16 protein-coding genes and 3 pseudogenes are annotated in these 19,258 nt (G+C 71.9%); 10 read left to right on the top strand and 9 right to left on the bottom strand.

Annotated features, from left to right (window positions below; genetic code table 11):
- The first annotated feature begins 356 nt into the window (after positions 1–356).
- A complete protein-coding gene (locus tag AAFF41_RS09720) occupies positions 357–584 on the top strand; it encodes a hypothetical protein (protein ID WP_319751358.1) in 228 nt (75 codons plus the stop codon).
- Between the two features lie 184 nt (positions 585–768).
- A pseudogene (locus AAFF41_RS09715) lies at positions 769–1,062 on the top strand (DUF4442 domain-containing protein); the annotation flags it as partial.
- 121 nt (positions 1,063–1,183) lie between these two features.
- Here the strand turns inward: AAFF41_RS09715 and AAFF41_RS09710 are convergent.
- Together AAFF41_RS09710 and AAFF41_RS09705 are read right to left on the bottom strand one after the other, a co-directional pair.
- Positions 1,184–2,269: a LacI family DNA-binding transcriptional regulator gene (locus AAFF41_RS09710; RefSeq protein ID WP_343323842.1), complete on the bottom strand. Its 1,086-nt coding sequence runs from the start codon at positions 2,267–2,269 to the stop codon at positions 1,184–1,186.
- A 91-nt stretch (positions 2,270–2,360) separates the two neighbouring features.
- On the bottom strand, positions 2,361–4,739 hold the full coding sequence (locus tag AAFF41_RS09705) for a beta-galactosidase (RefSeq protein WP_343323841.1): 2,379 nt from the start codon (positions 4,737–4,739) through the stop codon (positions 2,361–2,363).
- A gap of 440 nt (positions 4,740–5,179) precedes the next feature.
- On the opposite strand from AAFF41_RS09705, the gene AAFF41_RS09700 reads away from it, so the two are divergent.
- The 4 genes from AAFF41_RS09700 to AAFF41_RS09685 all read left to right on the top strand — a co-directional run bounded on the left by AAFF41_RS09700 (position 5,180) and on the right by AAFF41_RS09685 (position 12,114).
- The gene (locus tag AAFF41_RS09700) at positions 5,180–7,024 is read left to right on the top strand and encodes a TIGR03767 family metallophosphoesterase (protein ID WP_319751355.1); all 1,845 of its coding nucleotides are present in this window, start codon (positions 5,180–5,182) and stop codon (positions 7,022–7,024) included.
- A gap of 268 nt (positions 7,025–7,292) precedes the next feature.
- Positions 7,293–9,752: a beta-glucosidase family protein gene (locus AAFF41_RS09695; RefSeq protein ID WP_343323840.1), complete on the top strand. Its 2,460-nt coding sequence runs from the start codon at positions 7,293–7,295 to the stop codon at positions 9,750–9,752.
- On the top strand, positions 9,749–11,389 hold the full coding sequence (locus AAFF41_RS09690) for a carboxylesterase/lipase family protein (protein WP_319751353.1): 1,641 nt from the start codon (positions 9,749–9,751) through the stop codon (positions 11,387–11,389). Before AAFF41_RS09695 ends, AAFF41_RS09690 begins: the two co-directional genes overlap by 4 nt.
- 74 nt (positions 11,390–11,463) lie before the next feature.
- Positions 11,464–12,114 carry a DedA family protein gene (locus tag AAFF41_RS09685; RefSeq protein WP_319751352.1) on the top strand — a complete coding sequence of 217 codons (651 nt, stop codon included), beginning with the start codon at positions 11,464–11,466 and terminating at the stop codon, positions 12,112–12,114.
- A 100-nt stretch (positions 12,115–12,214) separates the two neighbouring features.
- Here AAFF41_RS09685 and AAFF41_RS09680 read toward each other — a convergent pair whose 3' ends face one another.
- Positions 12,215–12,745, bottom strand: coding sequence for a gamma carbonic anhydrase family protein (locus AAFF41_RS09680; RefSeq protein ID WP_054229048.1), 531 nt, complete (start codon positions 12,743–12,745; stop codon positions 12,215–12,217).
- Positions 12,746–12,830: 85 nt separating this feature from the next.
- On the opposite strand from AAFF41_RS09680, the gene AAFF41_RS09675 reads away from it, so the two are divergent.
- A complete protein-coding gene (locus AAFF41_RS09675) occupies positions 12,831–13,634 on the top strand; it encodes an acyltransferase (RefSeq protein ID WP_319751453.1) in 804 nt (267 codons plus the stop codon).
- Between the two features lie 16 nt (positions 13,635–13,650).
- On the opposite strand, the gene AAFF41_RS09670 is transcribed toward AAFF41_RS09675, so the two are convergent.
- Complete coding sequence (locus AAFF41_RS09670) at positions 13,651–14,508, bottom strand: DMT family transporter (RefSeq protein ID WP_319751351.1); 858 nt, start codon at positions 14,506–14,508, stop codon at positions 13,651–13,653.
- A 107-nt stretch (positions 14,509–14,615) separates the two neighbouring features.
- Here AAFF41_RS09670 and AAFF41_RS09665 point away from each other — a divergent pair, with 107 nt between their 5' ends.
- Together AAFF41_RS09665 and AAFF41_RS09660 are read left to right on the top strand one after the other, a co-directional pair.
- Entirely contained in the window at positions 14,616–15,188 is a 573-nt protein-coding gene (locus AAFF41_RS09665) for a helix-turn-helix domain-containing protein (RefSeq protein ID WP_054229045.1), read from the top strand.
- Between the two features lie 43 nt (positions 15,189–15,231).
- Complete coding sequence (locus tag AAFF41_RS09660) at positions 15,232–15,789, top strand: YbaK/EbsC family protein (RefSeq protein ID WP_319751350.1); 558 nt, start codon at positions 15,232–15,234, stop codon at positions 15,787–15,789.
- 4 nt (positions 15,790–15,793) lie between these two features.
- On the opposite strand, the gene AAFF41_RS09655 is transcribed toward AAFF41_RS09660, so the two are convergent.
- Positions 15,794–16,840: a cation diffusion facilitator family transporter gene (locus AAFF41_RS09655; protein WP_343326275.1), complete on the bottom strand. Its 1,047-nt coding sequence runs from the start codon at positions 16,838–16,840 to the stop codon at positions 15,794–15,796.
- 176 nt (positions 16,841–17,016) lie between these two features.
- Between AAFF41_RS09655 and AAFF41_RS09650 the strand changes: the two genes are divergently transcribed.
- Positions 17,017–17,376, top strand: a complete 360-nt coding sequence (locus AAFF41_RS09650; RefSeq protein ID WP_054229043.1) for an ArsR/SmtB family transcription factor — start codon at positions 17,017–17,019, stop codon at positions 17,374–17,376.
- Positions 17,377–17,393: 17 nt separating this feature from the next.
- Here the strand turns inward: AAFF41_RS09650 and ppk2 are convergent, their stop codons facing one another.
- From ppk2 to AAFF41_RS09630, 4 genes and pseudogenes are all read right to left on the bottom strand, one after another.
- The gene (gene ppk2 / locus AAFF41_RS09645; protein ID WP_319751349.1) at positions 17,394–18,278 is read right to left on the bottom strand and encodes a polyphosphate kinase 2; all 885 of its coding nucleotides are present in this window, start codon (positions 18,276–18,278) and stop codon (positions 17,394–17,396) included.
- A gap of 21 nt (positions 18,279–18,299) precedes the next feature.
- Positions 18,300–18,531, bottom strand: a pseudogene (locus AAFF41_RS09640) (hypothetical protein).
- A gap of 19 nt (positions 18,532–18,550) precedes the next feature.
- A complete protein-coding gene (locus AAFF41_RS09635) occupies positions 18,551–18,697 on the bottom strand; it encodes a hypothetical protein (protein WP_319751348.1) in 147 nt (48 codons plus the stop codon).
- A gap of 8 nt (positions 18,698–18,705) precedes the next feature.
- A pseudogene (locus AAFF41_RS09630) lies at positions 18,706–19,208 on the bottom strand (inorganic phosphate transporter); the annotation flags it as partial.
- Positions 19,209–19,258: the final 50 nt, after the last annotated feature.

Here is a 19,258-nt window from a genome sequence, read left to right as displayed (position 1 = left end):
GCAGATCGGCCGCTGACCAGCAATTTCTCCGGCGCTCAGGGTCTCTGCCGCGCAAGACCGTGGCCTTGCGGCTGGCACGATCAGCCGCCGAAATTCTCCTTAGACGGGTGTCAGCACGACCCGGCGCCCGGCCCGCCCAGCGCACCCCATCCATGACCAAGCCGTACGACGACGAACGCGTCGCCCTTGTCGACCACTATCTGGCTGTCCGGCCCGCACGACACCAAGCCCTCTCCCGACGCCCCGTCCGTCCTGCCCGCCTGGGCCCTCGACAAGATCCGCACCGAGTTCACGCACCGCCCCGGCCCCACGCACGCCCCGCTGCTGCGCCTGACCTCGGCGACACCGCACCTGGCATGGACGCCCGCACCTCCTGCGCCGTGGAAGACGCCACCTGCGACGACACGTACACCTCGCCGCGCAGCAAGCCGGTGCTCCTCGCGGAACTCCGCCCCGCCACGCTCCCCGCAACCGCCGTGCACAGTTGCTACGGCAGCGACGACCAAGGCGCCATCGACGACGCCTGGCCCGGCTTCTTCCACCGCGCCCACCGCAGGCGCTCCCTGATGAAGCGCCAACAGTGAACGAGGAGGCCGCTGGAGCACTGCTGCGGTTAGAACCGGCACCGTAAAGAAGAGGTGCTGATCGACGTAGATGACGTCGCCCTTTTGTTCGGTCTCTGCATGACGTACAACGCCCGAACACGTACGCTCAGCGTCGAGTCCCGACCCGAACCGATGTCCCGCGTGTGGTTAGGGGCGAATCCCCGGAGCGATGTTCACCCTCGGCGAGTCGGCGAGCGGGGCGTTCCTCCTCGCCGCGTTCGGGGAGCAGCTGTCGCGCGCCGTGCCGCTCGCGGTCAGCGCCGAGATCGCGTACAAGAAGCTCGCGATGGGCCCCGTGACGGCCACCGCGACCCTCGGCCGCCCGGCCGCGGAGGTCGTCGCCGAGCTCGACGCGGGTCAGCGCCCCGAGTTCCCCGTGGCCATCGCCATCCAGCGCGCGGACGGCGCCGTCACGGGCGAGATGACCGTCGTCTGGACCCTGCGGCCGAACGGCTGAGCCGAGCGAACGGAGCGGGTCTGCTCGGCCCAGGAGACGTCGTTCGGATCGCCGCGGCCCCGGGGTGATCCGAACGCCTCCCCCTGGCGCCGGGCGGACCCGCCCGGAGGTTGCCCCCGCGTCACCGCCCCCGTGGCGCGGGGCCCGTGCTGCGGCGTACGACGAGCCGGACCGGCTCGATGTGATCGATCCGGGGCTTCGCCGAACCGTCGATGCGCGACAGCAGCAGCTGAAGCGAACGCCGGCCTGTCGCGGCGAAGTCGGTACGCACGGTCGTCAGCGGGGGCAGCATGTGGGCGGCCTCGGGGATGTCGTCGTAGCCGACGACGCTGACGTCGTCCGGAACGTGCCGCCCTGCCTCGTGCAGAGCGCGCAGCACGCCGAGCGCCATCTGGTCGTTGGAGGCGAACACCGCCGTCACCTCGGGGCGCGTGGCCAGCCGGCGGCCCAGCGCGTACCCGGAGTCCGCGCTCCAGTCGCCGACGAGCGGCTCGGGGACCTCGGCCCCAGCCGCCCGAAGGGTGTCCCGCCAGGCGTCCAATCGGCGCTCGGCGGACAGCCAGCCCGTGGGGCCCGCGATGTGGTGAACCGTGCCGTGGCCGAGCTTCAGCAGATGCTCGGTGGCTTGGCGCGCCCCGTCGCGGGAGTCCGCGGTGACATAGGAGGCGTCGTCCCCGAGGTCGTTCTCCAGGACCATCAGGGGAACGTCGAGCGCCGCCTCCGCCAGGGCCCTGCCCACCCAGCGCTGCGGTGCGATGGCGAGCAGGCCGTCCGCCCCCTCGGCCGACAGCGTGTGCACGGCGCGGACCAGGGTGTCCTGGTCGGCCGTGTCGAGCGCGATGGAACTGACCAGGTAACCGGCTTCCTGGGCCGCGGAGTTGATCGCGGTCAGGATGGAGGCGGGCCCGTAGCGCGCCGCGTCGAACGAGATCACCCCGAGCATCCGCGTCCTGCCACTGGCCAGGGAACGCGCGCTGCGGCTCGGCCGGTAGCCGAGTGTACGCATGGCGGTCACGACCGCCTCCCGGGTCTCGGGCCGCACCGCGGGACTGTCGTTGAGCACCCGGGAGACCGTCTGTTTCGAGACACCGGCCAGCCGGGCCACGTCGTCCATCACCGGACGCGCCCCCGCGAAGCTGCGCCGGCTGCGTCCCTTGGGGCCCTCGGTTCCCTGGGGGGCGGCGCCGTCCGTGGCACCTCGGGTCATGGGGGCGCTTCCTCCGACGTCTCGGCGGCGGTCTGTCCCGATCCGCCCGGCAGGCCCACAGGATAGGCCCGCCGGGACCGCCTCCCCTCCGTCAGCCCGCCCGGACCGCCCAGGCGCGGCTGGTCCCCCACTCGACGCGCCACACCGCCGCCCGTCCCGTGACGTCGCCCGCCCGCTCGGGCAGATACACCGCAGCGTCGGAGGCGAGGGGCAGGAACAGCAGCCGCAGCCCATGGTTGCGCGGGGCCGCGGCGGGGAGCCGGTCCAGGCCGATGTCCCAGACGCGCCCGGAGAAGAACTGGTCGGCGACGAGGGTGTCTCCGACGTACGCGCGGGCCACGTCGCCGGTCCAGTGGACGCGCAGGACGGTGCCGGACGGCCGGTGCGGGAGGTCGTCCGGCAGCTTGACGTGGTACTCGGCGGCGGAGGCGGCGAAGTGTTCGTCCGCCGGGGCGCTCGCCCGGCCCAGGGGACCGGTCGTGGTCGTGGGCGGCGGGCCCGCGGGGCGCACGAGGGTGGCGGCGGGCGGGATGTCCCCGTCGGCCCATTCCTCGGTCGTCCAGCGGGTGAACACGCCGTCGGCCGTCGCCGACAGGGGTGCCCCGGTCACCGTCAACGGCCGTGCGGGCGTGGGCAGTACGGCGAAGGAGGGGCGCGACGCGGAGCTGTGCACGCGGAGTTCGTCCTGGTCGAAAACGACACTGTCCGGGGAGAGGACCAGCCGCTCGGCGCCCCACGCCGTCCCCCGGTAGGCCGTGCGCGCGGTGGTGGCGTCGAGGACGAGCAGGCCCATGTCGTTCCCGTCCGCGGTCCTCACCTGGACGAGGGCGTCGGTGCCGGGACGCAGACCGGTGATCAGAACACGGCCGTCGGTCTTGTCGACGGCCCCGGAGGGTGTGTCGACGGACGCGACCGTGCCCGCGTCCAGGGCGAGTTCGACCGGAACGCCATCGATGGCGGCCAGTACCAGGACCGTACGTCCGTCGTCCTGGACCCGGCACACCGGCTGGGCGGTGGCCCAGTCGAGCCGCAGACCGGCGATGTCCAGACGCAGCGGCCAGCAGAAGTACGCGCCGGTCGGGACGGTGACCGGGGCGCTGGGCAACGTCAGGGCGGGAGCGTCGGGGAACTCGACCGTGAAGGTCGTGCCCGGGTGGGCCGGCAGCGGTTCGTGCGGCTGGTGGTTGTTGACGAACAGGAAGCCTGAGGCGCCGTCACCGCGCACGGCCCAGCGCAGGGTGTCCCGGTCGGACTGGGAGGCGGGCTGCCGCTCGGGCAGGACGGACTCCATGGGTGCGATCACGTCGCCGAAGTCGGCCAGCAGCAGGTGCTGGAGGCGCAGTGCGTGGTACGAGGGCCGGACCTGGCCGTACTCGCCCAGCGGCGCCTGGAAGTCGTAGGTGAGGACGGGCAGGTCGTTGGGGTAGCCGGTGGCGTGGGACTCCTGGAGCGTGGTGAGTTCACCTGCCGGGTTCGTGCCGCCGTGGAACATGTAGTAGCCCTGCCAGACCGAACCGCAGCCGATCTTGGTGAGGCCGAGCGCCCCGATGTCGTCGGGCTCGACGCGTGGCCTGCGGTGGTAGGCGACGGCCATGCCGCCGCCGAGCTCGCAGGTGGCCCAGGGAAAGCGGTCCGTGGGCGTGGGGTCGCCGCCGCGTACGGTCGTCGGGCGCAGGTCGGCGCCGATGCCCTCGTCGTCGCGCTGATGGGTGAAGAAGAAGTGCTTGCGGCAGGTGTCGGGCCAGCCGCCGTCCGCCTCGGTCCAGAACGTCTCGGTGTAGCCGCCGTACAGCGGGAGCAGTTCGTCCGACGGCAGTCGGACCCCGCCCCACGCCGTGGACGTCCACAGTGGCGCGCTCAGACCCGCCTCCTGGGCCATCCGCTTCAGGGTGAGGAGGTGGCCGGGCTGGTCGTAGAGCTCGTTCTCGATCTGGATCGCGACGATCGGACCGCCGTGCGCCCGGTCCAGTCCGCGCAGCTGTCGCGCGATCGCCGTGAACCAGCCGCGTACGGGCTCCAGATAGGCGGGGTCGTCGGTGCGGGGCGCGCGGGTGCGGGCGAGCAGCCAGTCCGGGAAGCCGCCGTTGCGGACCTCCGCGTGGCACCAGGGGCCGATGCGCGGGATGAAGTCCAGGCCGTGCCGGGCGCACAACTCGGCGAAGCGCCGCAGATCGCGGTCGCCGTCGAAGCGGACGCGGCCCTCGATCTCCTCGTGGTGGATCCAGATGACGTAACTGGCGACGACGGTGACCCCGCCGGCCTTCATCTTCAGCAGCTCCTCCTCCCAGTCCCGGGCCGGGTAGCGCGCGTAGTGGAACTCGCCGGAGACCGGGAACCAGGGACGGCCGCCGCGCGTGAGGTAGCGGCTGGTCACCTCGATGGGGTCGGGCGCCCCCGGGGCGTCGGTGAAGGGGAGATGGCCGGTCAGTGGCGGTGCGGGGGGCGCGGGGACGCGCAGGAGATGCGACATCGGGACTTCTCCGGTCCGGGTTGGGGGAGGGCGTCGGCTTCGGCGGGGCGAGGTGCGGGTGTGGGTGTGGGTGTGGGTGCGGTGCGAGTGCAGGGCGGGAGGAGGGCGGGCGCGGGCGCGGTGGGGTTCGCTCGCCCGTTCCCGTTCCCGCTCTCGTTCTCGAGTTCGGGGGCTTGTGAGCGTTCCCAGGCTCAGTGATGTTATCGGTAACATGGCGCGCGTCAAGGGACTTTGGGACCGATGGCGGAACGGCCCCGGAAGGCCGTGGTCCGCGTCGCGCCGGACCTTCCGCGGGCCGGGCGACGTCCGCGCAAACACCGGGGCCAAGTGGCGTTCCGCCTGTTCCGGAGGCGTTCACGGCGAGGCCACGCCTGTGTCCCCGCGGCCTGGCTGAGTGGTTCCAGCAAGTGAATCGCTCGGAGGCACCGGAGGGTCGCCCCATGGCCGGAACCGAATCCGTATCCGCCGCCGTCAACCGTCGTCGATTTCTGCTCGCCTCGGGCGCCACGGCAGCGGCCGGCGTCGCCGGAACCAGCGCGGGGACGCTCCTGCCGCGCCAGCGCCACATCCCCGCCGTCGAGCCCGCCGCACGGACCGTCGCCCAGCGGCCGCCCCGCAGCGCCCCGCGGGCGGCGCCGTACGCCCTGACCACCCTGGAGACGACGGCCCGCCTCGGCGGCAGCGCCCACACCGGCACTTACCGACGGCTGGTCTCGGGCCCCGGCTGGCCCCTGGTCGTCCGCAAGGACCTCGCCACGCCCGGTGCCGGGCGCCAGGACCGGCGTACCCCGCTCGCGTGCTTCGTACAGTTCACCGACCTCCATCTCGCCGACGTACAGAACCCGCTGCGCACCGAGTTCCTGCGCTCGCGCGGGGCCTCGTCGTGGCGGGCGCAGGAGGCGCTGACGGTGGCCGGGGCGGTCGCGCTCGTCGAGCAGGTGAACGCGCTCGGCGGAGGGCCGAACACCAGGCTGCGCCCTGCCTTCGTGATGACCACGGGCGACAACGTCGACAACAACTCCGCGATCGAGCTGGAGTGGTTCCTGACCGTGATGAGCGGTGGCCGGATCACGCCGAACACCGGTGACCCGCGGGCGTACGAAGGTGCCCAGAACTCCGGTCTCCCGCTGTACTGGCACCCCGGGGACCCCCACCTGCGCGACCTGGACAAGCGGCGTGGGCTGCCCCTGATCCCCGGCTTCCTCGCCGCGGCCACCCGCCCGATCGCCAGCCCGGGACTGCGCATCCCCTGGTACTCCACGGTCGGCAACCACGACGATCTGCCCGGCGGTTGCCTGTCGCCCGCGCTGAACGACTTCGCCGTCGGGTCCCGCAAACTGCTGTCGGTGTCCGCCGCGGACGCGGCCGCCTACGCCAAGGCGCTCGGGTCGGGGGACGATCCGAAGAGCGAGGTGCTCAAGGCGATCCTCACCAGGAACGCGGCCTCGGCGCGGACCGTGACCGCCGACGAGCGGCGCCGGCTGTGCACCCCGCACGACTATCTGGCCGCGCATCTCGACCCCGCTCATGCCGGTGCCGGTCCGGTCGGCCACGGCTACACCCAGGACAACCTGGACGGCGAGCGGATGTACTACTCCTTCAAGGTGGCCGAGAACGTCCTCGGCATCAGCATCGACACGACGTACCGCAGCGGCCACTACGAGGGTTCACTCGGCAGCGACCAACTCCGCTGGCTGGAAAGGACCCTGGCCGCGCACAGCTCCCGGTCCTACGACGCGGACGGCCGGCTCGTCCGCAACACCGGGGCCGACGACGCCCACATCCTGGTCTTCAGCCACCATCACAGCCCCAGCATGACCCGCCGTCCCGACGCCGCCCGCACGGACGAGCCGCGCCACGACGGAGCGGAGGTCATCGCCCTGCTCGGCCGGTTCCCGAACGTGGTGGCCTGGATCAACGGGCACAGTCACGTCAACCGGATCACGCCGCACGCGCACGCGACGCCCGCCCGCTCCTTCTGGGAGGTCAACACCGCCTCCCACGTGGACTATCCGCACCACGCCCGGCTGATCGAGCTGGCCGACAACGGGGACGGGACGGTGTCCCTGTTCACCACCCTCGTCGAGTCCGCCGCACCGCACCGCACCGCCCGGGACTTCGACGACCTGTCGGCGGTGGGACTCGCCTCCCTGTACCGGGAAGTGGCCTACAACGCTCCCGGCCTCGCCGAGACCATGAAGGGCGGCGTCCAGGAGGGCTGGGCGGGCGGTCCCGGGGACCGCAACGCGGAACTGGTGGTGGCGGGAGGCTCGGCGACGGCATAACCCACCCTCGCCGCGGTCCCTGCTTCGGTCCCTGCCGTGGCCTCTGCTGTGGTCCCTTCGGTTGTCGTCGGGGTGCCGGCGGTTCCTGTTCATTTCATTGACACGAGTCACCGGTGGTCATAGTTTTCGCGCCGTACCCGTGCTGTGTGACGGCGTGTCACGTCCGTTTGATGCGTGGTGTGTTCAAGGGCCGAACGCGGCCGTTGTCGTCGGCGCGCGTACCCGCGGTTCACGACGACGTGCCCGCGCACCGAAGGAGTGACGGCTCATGTCCCACACCTTTTCCCGGCGTTCGACCCTGCGTCTGCTGGGCGGCGCCATCGCGGTCGCCGCGGCGGCCACCACCGCCACCGGCCCCGTTGCGCTCGCCCGGGCCAAGTCCAGATCCGGCGCCGGCCCTCGCGTAGAGGGATTGATAGTCAAACTCACACGCGACGAGAAGATCTCCCTGCTGCACGGCGCCACCGACCCCGCCTCGCTCGGCCAGGCCGGATACGTACCCGGAGTACCCCGCCTCGGCATCCCCCCGCTCCGCCTCGCCGACGGCCCCGCCGGAGTCCGTGTCACCCGGCACGCCACCGCCCTGCCCGCACCGGTGCTTCTCGCCTCCGCCTTCGACCCCGGCCTGGCCCGCCGCTACGGGCAGGTCATCGGGCGCGAGGGCCGTGCCCTCGGCCAGGACGTGCTGCTCTCCCCGATGGTCAACCTCATCCGCACCCCGTACGCGGGCCGCAACTTCGAGACCTTCAGCGAGGACCCGCTGCTCGCCGGCGACCTGGTCGCGGCCGAGATCCGCGGCATCCAGGGCGAAGGCCTCATCGCGACCGTCAAGCACTTCGCGCTGAACAACCAGGAGCAGGACCGCATGTCCATCGACGTGCGGGTAGACGAACAGACCATGCACGAGGTCGAACTGCGCGGCTTCGAGGCGGCCGTCGCCGCCCGCACCGGCGCGGTCATGGGCGCGTACAACAAGGTCAACGGCACCTTCGCCTGTGAGAACAAGACGCTCCTCACCGACATCCTGCGCGAGCGGTGGGGCTTCGACGGCTGGGTGATGACCGACTGGTTCGCGGCCCACAGCACCGTCACCGCCCTCACCGCGGGCCTCGACATGGAGATGCCGGACGGGACGTACTTCGGGGCCGCCCTGAAGACGGCCGTGCAGAGCGGCGCCGTGGCCGAGTCCTACGTCGACCGGGCCGTACGCCGCGTCCTCGCCGTGATGGACCGCTTCGGGCTCCTCGACGGCAGCGTCCCGCCCCGTCCCGTCCGTGACCCGAAGGCCGGCGCGACCGTCGCCCTGGAGGTCGCCAAGGCGGGCGCGACGCTCCTGCGCAACGAGCGACACGCACTGCCCCTGACCGGCGCCGCCGCCCGCAGCATCGCCGTCGTCGGCCCCACCGGCTCCCTGCCGTTCATCAGCGGGGGCGGCAGCGCGCACGTCGTCCCGGACCACGCCGACAGCCCGCTGGCCGCCATCCGCTCCCGAGCGGGAGGCGGCGCCCGGGTGTCGTACGCGCTCGGTGAGGACCTCTTCGGCAAGGCGATCCCCGACGGGGCGCTGACCGCGGGCATCGACACCGAGGGCCAGAGGGTCGCCGCCGGAGGGGCCTGGACGTACACGGGGACGCTGACCGTCGCGGACGCCGACGAGTGGACCTTCGTCATCCACTACTCCGGCATCCGGCCCACGGTGCTCGTCGACGGCGTCGAGCTCTTCCCGCCGCTGCCCGGCTACGGCGAGTACTTCAGCGGTGGTCTGGTCTCCGCGGCGCCCGACGGACTCGCCGTACGCCGCACGGCCCTGAACCTCTCCCGGGGCGCGCACCAGGTCTCCATCACCGCCCAGGGCGCCGACACGGGACAGCTGTTCCGGCTGCGGCGCATCACCGGCGCGACCCGCGCGCAGGACGTCGCCGAGGCGGTCGACGCCGCGCGCGCCGCCCACAGCGTCGTCCTCTTCGCCTACGAGGACGCCACCGAGGGCCTGGACCGCGGCACCCTCGCGCTGCCAGGCAACCAGGAGCGGCTGATCAGGGCCGTCGCCGCGGCCAACCCCCGGACGGCCGTCGTCCTCAACACCTCCTCCTCGACCTCGATGCCCTGGCTGGACGGCACGGCCGCCGTGCTCCAGATGTACTACCCGGGCCAGGAGGGCGCGGCCGCCACCGCCGCCGTCCTGTTCGGCGACTGCGATCCCGGCGGCCGGCTCACCCAGTCCTTCGCGGTCGACGACGCCCACCACCCGGTCGCCGGTGACCCGCACCGCTATCCCGGCGTGAACGGCGCCGAGGAGTACTCGGAGGGGATCCACGTCGGCTACCGCTGGTACGACGCGCAGGGCGCGCGTCCGCTGTTCCCCTTCGGGCACGGACTCTCGTACACCTCGTTCGCGTACGAGGATCTGCGGGTCCGGGGGCGAGAGGTCGCTTTCACCGTGCGCAACACCGGGCGGCGCCCCGGTGTCGAGGTGGCGCAGGTCTACCTGGGGCCGTCGCCCGATCTCCGGCTCGACCAGGCCGTACGGGTGCTGGCCGGGTACCGGCGGCTGACGCTGCGCGCGGGGGAGCGGCGACGGGTGACGGTGCGTCTCGACCCGCGCACGCTGTCGTCCTGGGACGCGAGGCGGCACGGCTGGGTCCTCGGCACCGGGCGGCGCACGGTGTGGGTGGGCTCGTCGTCGCGGGATCTGCGGTTGCGCGGCAGCGTGGAGGTGGGTGTGTGAACAGGGGGCAGATCGTCCGATCCGGCCGCCTGCGCGCGCTGACGGTGGCGGCGACGCTCTGCGCCGCCGCGTTCGCCGCCCCGACCCCGGCCGCGACCGACGCCGCCCCGGCCCTTGCCGCTTCGGCCCCGGCGCACGCCGCGCAGGACCCGACCGTCGTGCGCACCGCCGCCGGCCTGGTCCGGGGCGAAGTCACCGCCGAGGGACGCCAGTTCCTCGGCATCCCGTACGCGCAGCCGCCCGTCGGCGCTCTCCGCTGGAAGAACCCGGAGCCGGTCGCACCCTGGCGCGGTGTGCGCACCGCATGGGACTTCGGCAACCGGTGTGTGCAGACGGCCAGTTGGGACCCCGGCTACGAGCGGCCCAGCGACACCGAGGACTGCCTCGACCTCAACGTGTACGTCCCCGAAGGCGCCGGAAGCCGGCCGGTGATGGTCTGGCTGCACGGTGGCGGGCTTACCGCGGGCGCGGGCGAGGACATCGTGCCCGACACCTTCGCCCGGCGGACCGGCACGGTCGTCGTGACCGTCAACTACCGCCTCGGGGCCATGGGATTCCTCGCCACGGCCGGACTGGACGGCGAGGCGCGCGACGGGGTCTCGGGCAACTTCGGCATGCTCGACCAACAGGCCGCACTGCGCTGGGTGGGCGCCAACATCGGCCGCTTCGGCGGTGATCCCGGCCGTGTCACCGTCGCGGGCGAGTCGGCGGGCGGCCGCTCGGTCTGCACCCAGCTGGCCTCGCCGACCTCGAAGGGCCTGTACCGGGCGGGGATCGTCGAGAGCGGCGCGTACGGGAACTGCGCGGCGCGCAGCCACGAGGCGGCCGTGGCCGCGGGCGCGGCCTTCGCGCGGAAGGTGGGCTGCGCCGATCTGTCGGCGGCGTGTCTGCGGGGCAAGTCGTCCGCGGAGATCCTCGCCGCCCAGGGCGGATTCGACTGGGGGCCCGTCGTGGGCGGCGCCTTCCTGCCGGTACAGCCCTTCGAGGCGTACGCGAAGGGGGCCGCGGCGCGGGTCCCCGTGCTGAACGGGGCGAACGAGGACGAGGGGCGGCTGTTCGCGTTCGCCCGGTTCGACCATGCCGGCACCCCGCTCACCGCCGAGCGGTACCCGGCGGTCGTGAAGGAGGCCTGGGGCGCCGGTCCGGGCGAGCGCGTGCTCGAGCGCTATCCACTCGACGGCTACGCGTCGCCGACCCTCGCCTACGCCACCGCCTTCGGTGACTACCTCATGGCGTGTCCGGCGCTGCGGCTCGACGCGGTGCTCGCCGGACGCGGGCCCGTGTACGCGTACGAGTTCGCCGACCGCACCTCGCCGCCGTTCGCGTCGCTGCGCGATCTCCGTACGAGCTTCGACTTCGGGGCGACCCACGTGAACGAGGTGCAGTACCTCTTCAAGCACTTCGGGCTCACCACCCCGCTGAACGCGGAGCAGCGGGTCCTGTCGCGGCAGATGATCCAGTACTGGGGGTCCTTCGTCAGGGGTGGGGTGCCGCGTGCCGACGGGCAGCCCGCGATGCCCGGCGGAGCCGGCCCGGTGCTCTCGCTGCGGACCGCCTCCCGGGGCGGAAACTTCGTGAGTACGACCGTCCACCGGGAGCATCGGTGCGACCTGTGGGACGCCGCCGCGCGAGGCTGAGCGGTAGGCTTCCCGGCGTGTGCCCGTTGTCGCGGGCGCACGCCGGGAAGTGCGCGATTCGGGAGGAACCGGCGTTGGACGTCCAGCATTGGCTCGAGACGGTGCCCGCGGTCAGCATCTATGCGCTGGTGGCCCTGGTCATCGGTCTGGAGAGCCTGGGCATCCCGTTGCCCGGTGAGATCATCCTGATCTCGGCGGCGCTGCTGTCCTCGCAGCACTCGGGCATCAACCCCGTCATCCTCGGGGCGTGCGCCAGCATCGGTGCGATCGTCGGCGACTCCCTCGGCTATGCCATCGGCCGCAAGGGCGGGCGCCCCCTGCTGGCCTGGCTGGGAGCGAAGTTCCCCAGGCACTTCAGTGAGGGGCACGTCGCGACCGCCGAGCGGTCCTTCCAGAAGTGGGGCATGTGGGCCGTCTTCTTCGGCCGGTTCATCGCGCTGCTGCGGATCTTCGCGGGGCCGCTCGCGGGTGTGCTGAAGATGCCGTACTGGAAGTTCCTGATCGCCAATGTGCTGGGCGGGATCATCTGGGCCGGGGGCACCACCGCGGTCATCTACTCCGTGGGTGTCGTCGCCGAGTCCTGGCTGAAGCGGTTCTCGTGGGTCGGGCTCGTGGTGGCCGTGCTCATCGGGCTTGCCTCGATGCTGATCGTGAAGCGCAGGGCGAAGAAGGCGGCGGCGGAGATCGAGACGGGGGAGCGGGAGCCGGTGGCGGCTGCCGAGTAGGTTTCCGTCGTCGTGTGTCCGCAGGTTGTACGTGGCTGGGCGCGCCCACGCGGCGGAGCCGCACAGTGAACACAGCCCCGCCAACCCCTGAAGGCGTGCTTCAGCTCCCGTGTGCTTCCTTGTGCGTCTTCGCCAGGTCCACGTAGAAGGTGCCGTTGAGGGTGAGGCCCTGGCGTTCCTCCTCCGTCAGGGGGCGCTTGACCTTGGCGGGGACTCCGGCCACCAGGGAGCCGGGCGGGACCCGCATCCCCTGGGGCACCAGGGCCTGGGCCGCCACCAGGGAGCCGGCGCCGATCACCGCGCCGTTGAGGACCGTGGCCCCCATGCCGATCAGGCAGTCGTCCTCGACCGTCGCGCCGTGCAGCACGGCGTTGTGGCCGACCGAGACGCGTTCGCCGACCGTGATCGGGAAGCCGGGGTCGACGTGGAGGGTGCAGTTGTCCTGGATGTTGCTGTCGGCGCCGATGACGATCGGACCGAAGTCGGCGCGCAGTACCGCGCCGTACCAGACGCTCGCGCCCGCGTGCAGGGTGACGTCGCCGATCACCACGGACGTCGGTGCCGTGAACGCCTCCGGGTCCACCTGCGGGTCCTTGCCGCCGATCCCCATGATCAGCGCCTGCTGCGTCATCAGCGTCTCCTCGTCGTCGTCGGTACAGCGGCACCGTATGCCATCGCTCCCGGCCCCGGTGGGGCGAAGATCACAGCGGTGATCTCTGCTCGGCCCAGGCGGCCCTGAGTACGGTGAGCGGGTGCCCAGCAACAGGAACGTGTTCTCATCATGGCGGCGCCGTCTCGCGCAGCGCGCCGTCCACGCGTGCTGGGCCTGGGTGCAGCGCACGGGTTCCGTGACGGCCGAGCAGCCGGGGCGGCTGCGCTTCGGTGCGATGGGAACGGGTACCAGGCTGGCCTTCCCGCTGGGCACCGTCTTCGGTGAACCCTGGATCCACCTAGGCGCCCACTGCATCGTCGGCGAACAGGTCACCCTCACTGCCGGTCTGATGCCCGACCTGGACCTCGGCGCCGACCCGATCCTGCGCGTCGGCGACGGTGTCGTGCTCGGTCGCGGCAGCCACGTCATCGCCGACACGACGGTCACGATCGGCAGCGACTGCTACTTCGGGCCGTATGTCTACGTGACGTCCACGAACCACTCGTACGACGATCCGCACGAGCCCATCGGCAAGCAGTGGCCCCGGATGGAGCCGGTGGAGATCGGATCCGGCTGCTGGATCGGCACCGGGGCGGTGATCCTGCCGGGGGCGCGGATCGGGCGGAACGTCGTGGTGGCGGCCGGCGCGGTGGTGCGCGGCGCGGTGCCGGACCACTCGGTCGTGGCGGGGGCTCCGGCCCGGGTCGTACGGCGCTGGGACGCGGTCGACGGCTGGCAGCCGCCGCTGCGGACGCCCGCGCCGGTCCCGATTCCCGACGGGGTGACCCCGGAGCAGCTGCTCGCGCTGTCGGAGCTGGACGAGGAGACCGTGGAGCGGCTGGCGGAGCTGGACGCCGAGTCGTCCTGAGGCCGATCGGCAGGGGTCAGCCGGTGGCCAGCAGTACCGTGCCGACCAGCGCCAGGCCCGCGCCCGCGGCCTGGATTCCACGCAGCCGTTCGCTGAGGAAGCCCCGTGCGGCGAGGGCCGTGACCACCGGATAGAGCGAGGCGAGGACGGCTGCCACCGTGACCGGGCCGTGCTGGGCGGCGACGGAGTACGTACCGTTCGCCGCGACGTCCGCGAGGCCGACGAAGGCGAGCGCGGGCAGGGAGCGCCAGGGGAAGCCACCCTCGGGAAGGGCGGCGGCGCCGCGCCGCACGGAGACGAGGAGCGCCGCGCCACCGGTGGCGACGTTGGTCAGGCGCTGCACGAACAGCGCGAGGAACAGTCCGGTCACCGACGAGGACGCCTCCGCGATCAGCACGAACACCGTGCCGAAGCCGAGCGCGGCGATCAGTGTGAGGAGGACCGCCTGCCGCTGCACGGGGGCGCCTCTCACCTGGGGCCCGCCAGCGAGCACGACGCCCACGACGGCGACCGCGATGCCCGCCACCTGCGTCAGCCCGGGGCGCTCCCCGAGGAAGAGTCCCACGGTGATGGGGACGGCCACGGCCAGGGAGCCGAGTGGGGAGACGACGCCCATCGGGCCCAGGGCGAGCGCCTTGTAGAAGGAGAGCAGCGCGACCGGTCCCACGAGTCCCGCCGCGAACGCGAACCACAGCTGCGGTCCCGCCGCGCTCCAGCCGCCGGTCACGACCACGATCGCGCCCAGTACCGCCGCCGCGATCGACTGTGAGACGACGACCACGGTGAGCGCGGGCGTACGCCGGGTCAGCAGCCCCCCGCCGAAGTCGGCCAGGCCCCACAGGAGGCTGGTGGCCAGGGCGAAGAGCGCTGTCATGGTCCGCCTCGCAGTACAGTTCAGTGAACGATCAGGTGCACCACAGCATAGTTCATTGTATTGAACTCTGTAATCTAAAATATTGGACGCAGACTCATGGACGGAATGTGTCGGATCTCGACCTGCTGACCCAGTCGCTGGCGCGCAACGTCAAGCGATGGCGCACCGAGCGCGGCTTCACCCTGGACGTGCTCGCCGGCCGCGCCGGAGTCAGCCGCGGCATGCTCATCCAGATCGAGCAGGCCAGGACCAACCCCAGCATCGGTACCGTCGTGAAGATCGGCGACGCGCTCGGCGTCAGCATCACCACCCTCCTCGACTACGAGCAGGGGCCCAAGGTCCGGATCGTCCCGGCCGAGCAGGCCGTACGGCTGTGGCACACGGACGCGGGCAGCTACAACCGCCTCCTCGCCGGTACCGAGGCGCCCGGACCGCTGGAGATGTGGGACTGGCGGCTCATGCCGGGCGACGGCAGCCCCTCGGACCCGCACCCCACGGGGACGGTCGAACTCGTCCATGTCATGGCGGGCGACCTCACTCTCGTCGTCGACGGGACCGACTACCGCGTCCCCGAGGGCGCGAGCGTGTCCTTCGAGGCCAACACCCCCCATACGTACGCCAACAAGGGGGACGTGCCGGTGGAGATGGTCATGGCGGTGTCGGTCCCGCTCGTGCACTGAGACACCCCACCGGGCGGACCGGAGCGGCTGTTAGCGTGCCGTCATGCGCGCTCCCATCGGACACTTCGACCACGCCACGGCCGCCCCCGACTGCCTCGACGAGCTCACCCGCCCGGTCGCGGACGGTGTACGCCACTGGCGCGGCACCGTCCCCGCCGACCAGATCGTGTACGTCGACACGGACCCCGAGTGGGCCGACACCGCGACCTTCGTCGAGCACTACGGCAAGGAACTGCTGGACCAGTCCGCCACCTGCGTGGTCGTCGCGGGCAAGCGTGGCAGCGAGACCACGCTCGCCGCCTGCGTGGTCCTCTCCGCCACCCGCGTCGACGTCAACGGCGTCGTCCGCCGCCGACTCGGCGCCCGCAAGGCCTCGTTCGCCCCGATGGACACCGCCACCGGCGAGAGCGGCATGGAGTACGGCGGTATCACCCCGATCGGACTGCCGGGCGACTGGCCGGTGCTGGTGGACTCGGCGGTCGTCGAGCTCCCCTACGTCCTGGTGGGCAGTGGCCGGCGGCGCGGGAAGCTGCTGGTGCCGGGCAAGGCGTTCGCCGAACTGCCGAACGCGGTGGTGCTGGAGGGGCTGGGCATCGCCTGACCGGTCAGGCCACCATGTGATGCGCCAGCGCCAGGTGCGGGTCCGTCTCGCCCGGCGCGGGGGCCGGATCGGCGTGTACGAGGGCCGCGGTGAGCTTCGGTACGGCGTGCAGCAGGGCGTGTTCGGCCTCGACGGCGATCCGGTGCGCCTGTCGCACACTCGCCTCGCCGTCCACCACGACCGCCACCTCGGCGCGCAGCCGGTGCCCGATCCAGCGCAGCCGCAGCTCACCCACCCCGCGCACGCCGGGGACCTCCCGCAGGGCCCGTTCGGCCGAGTCGACCAACTCCGGGTCCACAGCGTCCATCACACGCCGGAACACCTCGCGGGCGGCGTCGCGCAGCACCAGCAGGATCGCGGCCGTGATCGCCAGGCCCACCAGCGGGTCGGCGAGTTGCCACCCCAGTGCCGCGCCGCCCGCCCCCACCAGGACCGCCAGTGACGTGAATCCGTCCGTACGGGCATGGAGGCCGTCCGCGACGAGGGCGGCCGAGCCGATCTCACGCCCGACCCGGAGGCGATGCCGGGCGACCCACTCGTTGCCGAGGAAGCCGATCAGCGCGGCCGCCGCGACCATCGGGACGTGGTGCAGGGGGCGCGGGTCGATCAGCCGCTCGACCGCGGTCCAGGCCGCGAAGGCACCGGACGCAGCGATCGTCAGCACGATCACGATGCCCGCGAGGTCCTCCGCCCGGCCGTAGCCGTAGGTGAAGCGGCGCGTCGCCGCGCGCCGACCCAGGACGAACGCGATGCCGAGGGGGACGGCCGTGAGCGCGTCGGCGGCGTTGTGCACCGTGTCGCCGAGCAGTGCGACCGATCCGGAGACCACGACCACGACCGCCTGCGCCACAGCGGTGGTACCGAGGACGACGAGGGACACCCACAGGGCTCGCATACCGCGCGCCGAGGACTCCAGCGCGGAGTCGAGCTTGTCGCCGGTCTCGTGGGAGTGGGGGGTGAGCAGGTGACGGAGACGGGGGAGGGGCCCGGAAGGGGTGCTGTGGGTGTGGGGGTGCGGATGGGGATGGGGCTGCGGGTGGTCGTGCCCCAAGTGGCCGTGGCCGTGGCCGTGGTCATGGCCGTGGGGCGTGCCGTGATCGTGGGAGTGGCCGTGACCGCCGCTGTCGTCGTGGCCGTGGCCGTACTCGTCGTGCCGGTCGCTCACGGGGGTCCCCTTCCGGTGCGCGGGAGTGGACGTCTCGGCGTCCACGGGACCATTATGTGCGTATGAGCGCACGCATGCACCTATCACCTGCGCATGATGCGCATCCGCGTACCCCCGGCGAGGAACAGTTCGCGCTCGCCGCCGAACTCCTCGCCCTCCTGGGCGACCGCACCCGGCTCACGCTCCTGCACGCGCTGACCGGCCAGGAGGCCGATGTCACGACGCTCACCGAGGCGTGCGGGGCCGCGCGCCCGGCCGTCAGCCAGCATCTGGCCCGGCTGCGTCTCGCCGGTCTGGTGAACACCAGGAAGGAGGGCCGCCGGGTCATCTACTCACTCGGTGACGGCCATCTGCGCCGGGTGGTGGACGAGGCGCTGAACCTGGCCGACCACCGCCTCACCGACCGTCCGCCGCACGACTGAGGGGACCAACGCCGCGTTCAGTGGCCGGTGTCGTCCTCGCCCGCCTCCAGCAGGTTCGCCGCCGCGCCCACGATGCTCGGGTCCGGGCTGCCGACGACCTCCTCGTCCTTGTCCGTGTAGGAGAAGCGGGCCAGGACGCTGCGCATCGCCTCGACACGCGCCCGCTTCTTGTCGTTGCTCTTCACCACGGTCCAGGGAGCCTGTTCGGTGTCCGTCTCGCGGAACATGGCGACCTTGGCGGCGGTGTAGTCGTCCCAGCGGTCCAAGGAGGCCAGGTCCATGGGGCTGAGCTTCCACTGCCGTACGGGATCGACCTGGCGGATCGTGAAACGGGTGCGCTGCTCGCCCTGCGACACGGAGAACCAGAACTTGATCAGGTCCACCCCGTCGTCGACGAGCATCCGTTCGAAGGCGGGCGCCTGCCGCATGAAGCGGTGGTACTCGTCGTCCGTGCAGAAGCCCATCACCCGCTCGACACCGGCCCGGTTGTACCAGGACCGGTCGAACATGACGATCTCGCCCGCGGTCGGCAGATGCTCCGCGTACCGCTGGAAGTACCACTGGCCGCGCTCGCGCTCGGTCGGCTTCTCCAGCGCCACCACCCGGGCACCGCGCGGATTGAGGTGCTCGGTGAACCGCTTGATCGTGCCGCCCTTGCCGGCCGCGTCACGTCCCTCGAAGACGATGACCAGGCGGCGGCCGGTCGCCTTGATCCAACTCTGCAGCTTCAGCAGTTCTATCTGCTGGAGGCGTTTGTGCCACTCGTACTCCTTGCGCTCCATGCGCTCGTGGTACGGGTAGTTCTCGCGCCAGGTCTCCACCGGACTGCCGTCCGACCGGATCAGTACCGGGTCGTCGTGGTCGCTGTAATCGACGGTCAAACCCGTCAGCAATGGCGTCATCGCGGCCTCCCCGGCTTCATTTCAGTGGAACTGCGGCACGATCAGGTAAATTCCGTACGCGACGATCGCCGCGCAGGCCAGGAAACACAGTCCGGCCTGTGCGAAGCCGAGGGCGGGGGCCGGTGTCCTTCTCGCGTGCCGTCTCGACCTGGGAGACGCCCAGCACGCCGGGCGCGAAGACGACCACCACTCCGACAGTGACGGCGATGCTCACCGCGGTGACCTCGCCGAGCGTGGTCCACTCCACATGCATCGTACGACTTCCCCTCGGCTCAGGCGACGGTGCCGACGGTCGTCGGCGCAGCGGCACGGACGGTGACCTCGTGGGCGTCGTTCACATGGTCGGCGCGCACCGGGTTGCGGCGCGAGGCGAGCACGATGAACGCGGCGACGGCGGCGGCGCACAGGGCGATCACCACGGTGCCGTGGTCACCGAGTCCTGGCGGGCCCGTGCGGTGATCTTGTACGCGAGGTAGGTGGCCAGCATCGCCGCCACGCCCGCCACGATCGGCGAGGCCACGGCCGCACCTTCTCGACCACCTTGTCGAAGTGCACGCCGTGCTCGCCCGCGCCGACTCGGACCGCCCCGACCAGTCCGCCGAACAGGGCGTGCGAGGAGTTGGAGGGCAGCCCGAGCGGCCAGGTCAGCGGATTCCAGAGAATCGCCCCGACCAGGCCCGCGAAGATCATCCCCGGGGTGACCAGGGTGTCGTCCACGATGCCGCCCGAGATGGTCTTGGCGACCTCGGTGGAAAGGAACGCTCCGCCGATGTTCAGGACGCCGCTGAAGAGGACCGCTGTTCTCGGCTTCAGTGCCCCGGTGGCGATGGACGTGGCCCTCGCGTTCGCGGTGTCGTGGAATCCGTTGGTGAAATCGAAGGCCGGCGCCGTGACGATGACGACCGCCACCAGGAACGTGACGTGGTCCATCCGCTCATGGAAGCGAGCGCAGGCGTACGCCCGGCGAACCGGAGGCGAAG

The organism is Streptomyces mirabilis (assembly GCF_039503195.1).
GTDB classification, from domain to species: Bacteria; Actinomycetota; Actinomycetes; order Streptomycetales; family Streptomycetaceae; genus Streptomyces; species Streptomyces mirabilis_D.
The sequence above is the reverse complement of the archived record's forward strand: the minus strand, read 5'-3'. Positions and strand labels throughout refer to the sequence as shown.

Excerpts from the sequence above, each read along its gene's own strand:
- AAFF41_RS09695 (WP_343323840.1), top strand. The coding sequence starts at position 7,293 with ATGTCCCACACCTTTTCCCGGCGTTCGACCCTGCGTCTGCTGGGCGGC.
- AAFF41_RS09720 (WP_319751358.1), top strand. The coding sequence starts at position 357 with ATGGACGCCCGCACCTCCTGCGCCGTGGAAGACGCCACCTGCGACGAC.
- AAFF41_RS09650 (WP_054229043.1), top strand. The coding sequence starts at position 17,017 with ATGAGCGCACGCATGCACCTATCACCTGCGCATGATGCGCATCCGCGT.
- AAFF41_RS09670 (WP_319751351.1), bottom strand. The coding sequence starts at position 14,508 with ATGACAGCGCTCTTCGCCCTGGCCACCAGCCTCCTGTGGGGCCTGGCC.
- AAFF41_RS09705 (WP_343323841.1), bottom strand. The coding sequence starts at position 4,739 with ATGTCGCATCTCCTGCGCGTCCCCGCGCCCCCCGCACCGCCACTGACC.
- AAFF41_RS09710 (WP_343323842.1), bottom strand. The coding sequence starts at position 2,269 with ATGACCCGAGGTGCCACGGACGGCGCCGCCCCCCAGGGAACCGAGGGC.
- AAFF41_RS09660 (WP_319751350.1), top strand. The coding sequence starts at position 15,232 with ATGCGCGCTCCCATCGGACACTTCGACCACGCCACGGCCGCCCCCGAC.
- ppk2 (WP_319751349.1), bottom strand. The coding sequence starts at position 18,278 with ATGACGCCATTGCTGACGGGTTTGACCGTCGATTACAGCGACCACGAC.
- AAFF41_RS09680 (WP_054229048.1), bottom strand. The coding sequence starts at position 12,745 with ATGACGCAGCAGGCGCTGATCATGGGGATCGGCGGCAAGGACCCGCAG.
- AAFF41_RS09700 (WP_319751355.1), top strand. The coding sequence starts at position 5,180 with ATGGCCGGAACCGAATCCGTATCCGCCGCCGTCAACCGTCGTCGATTT.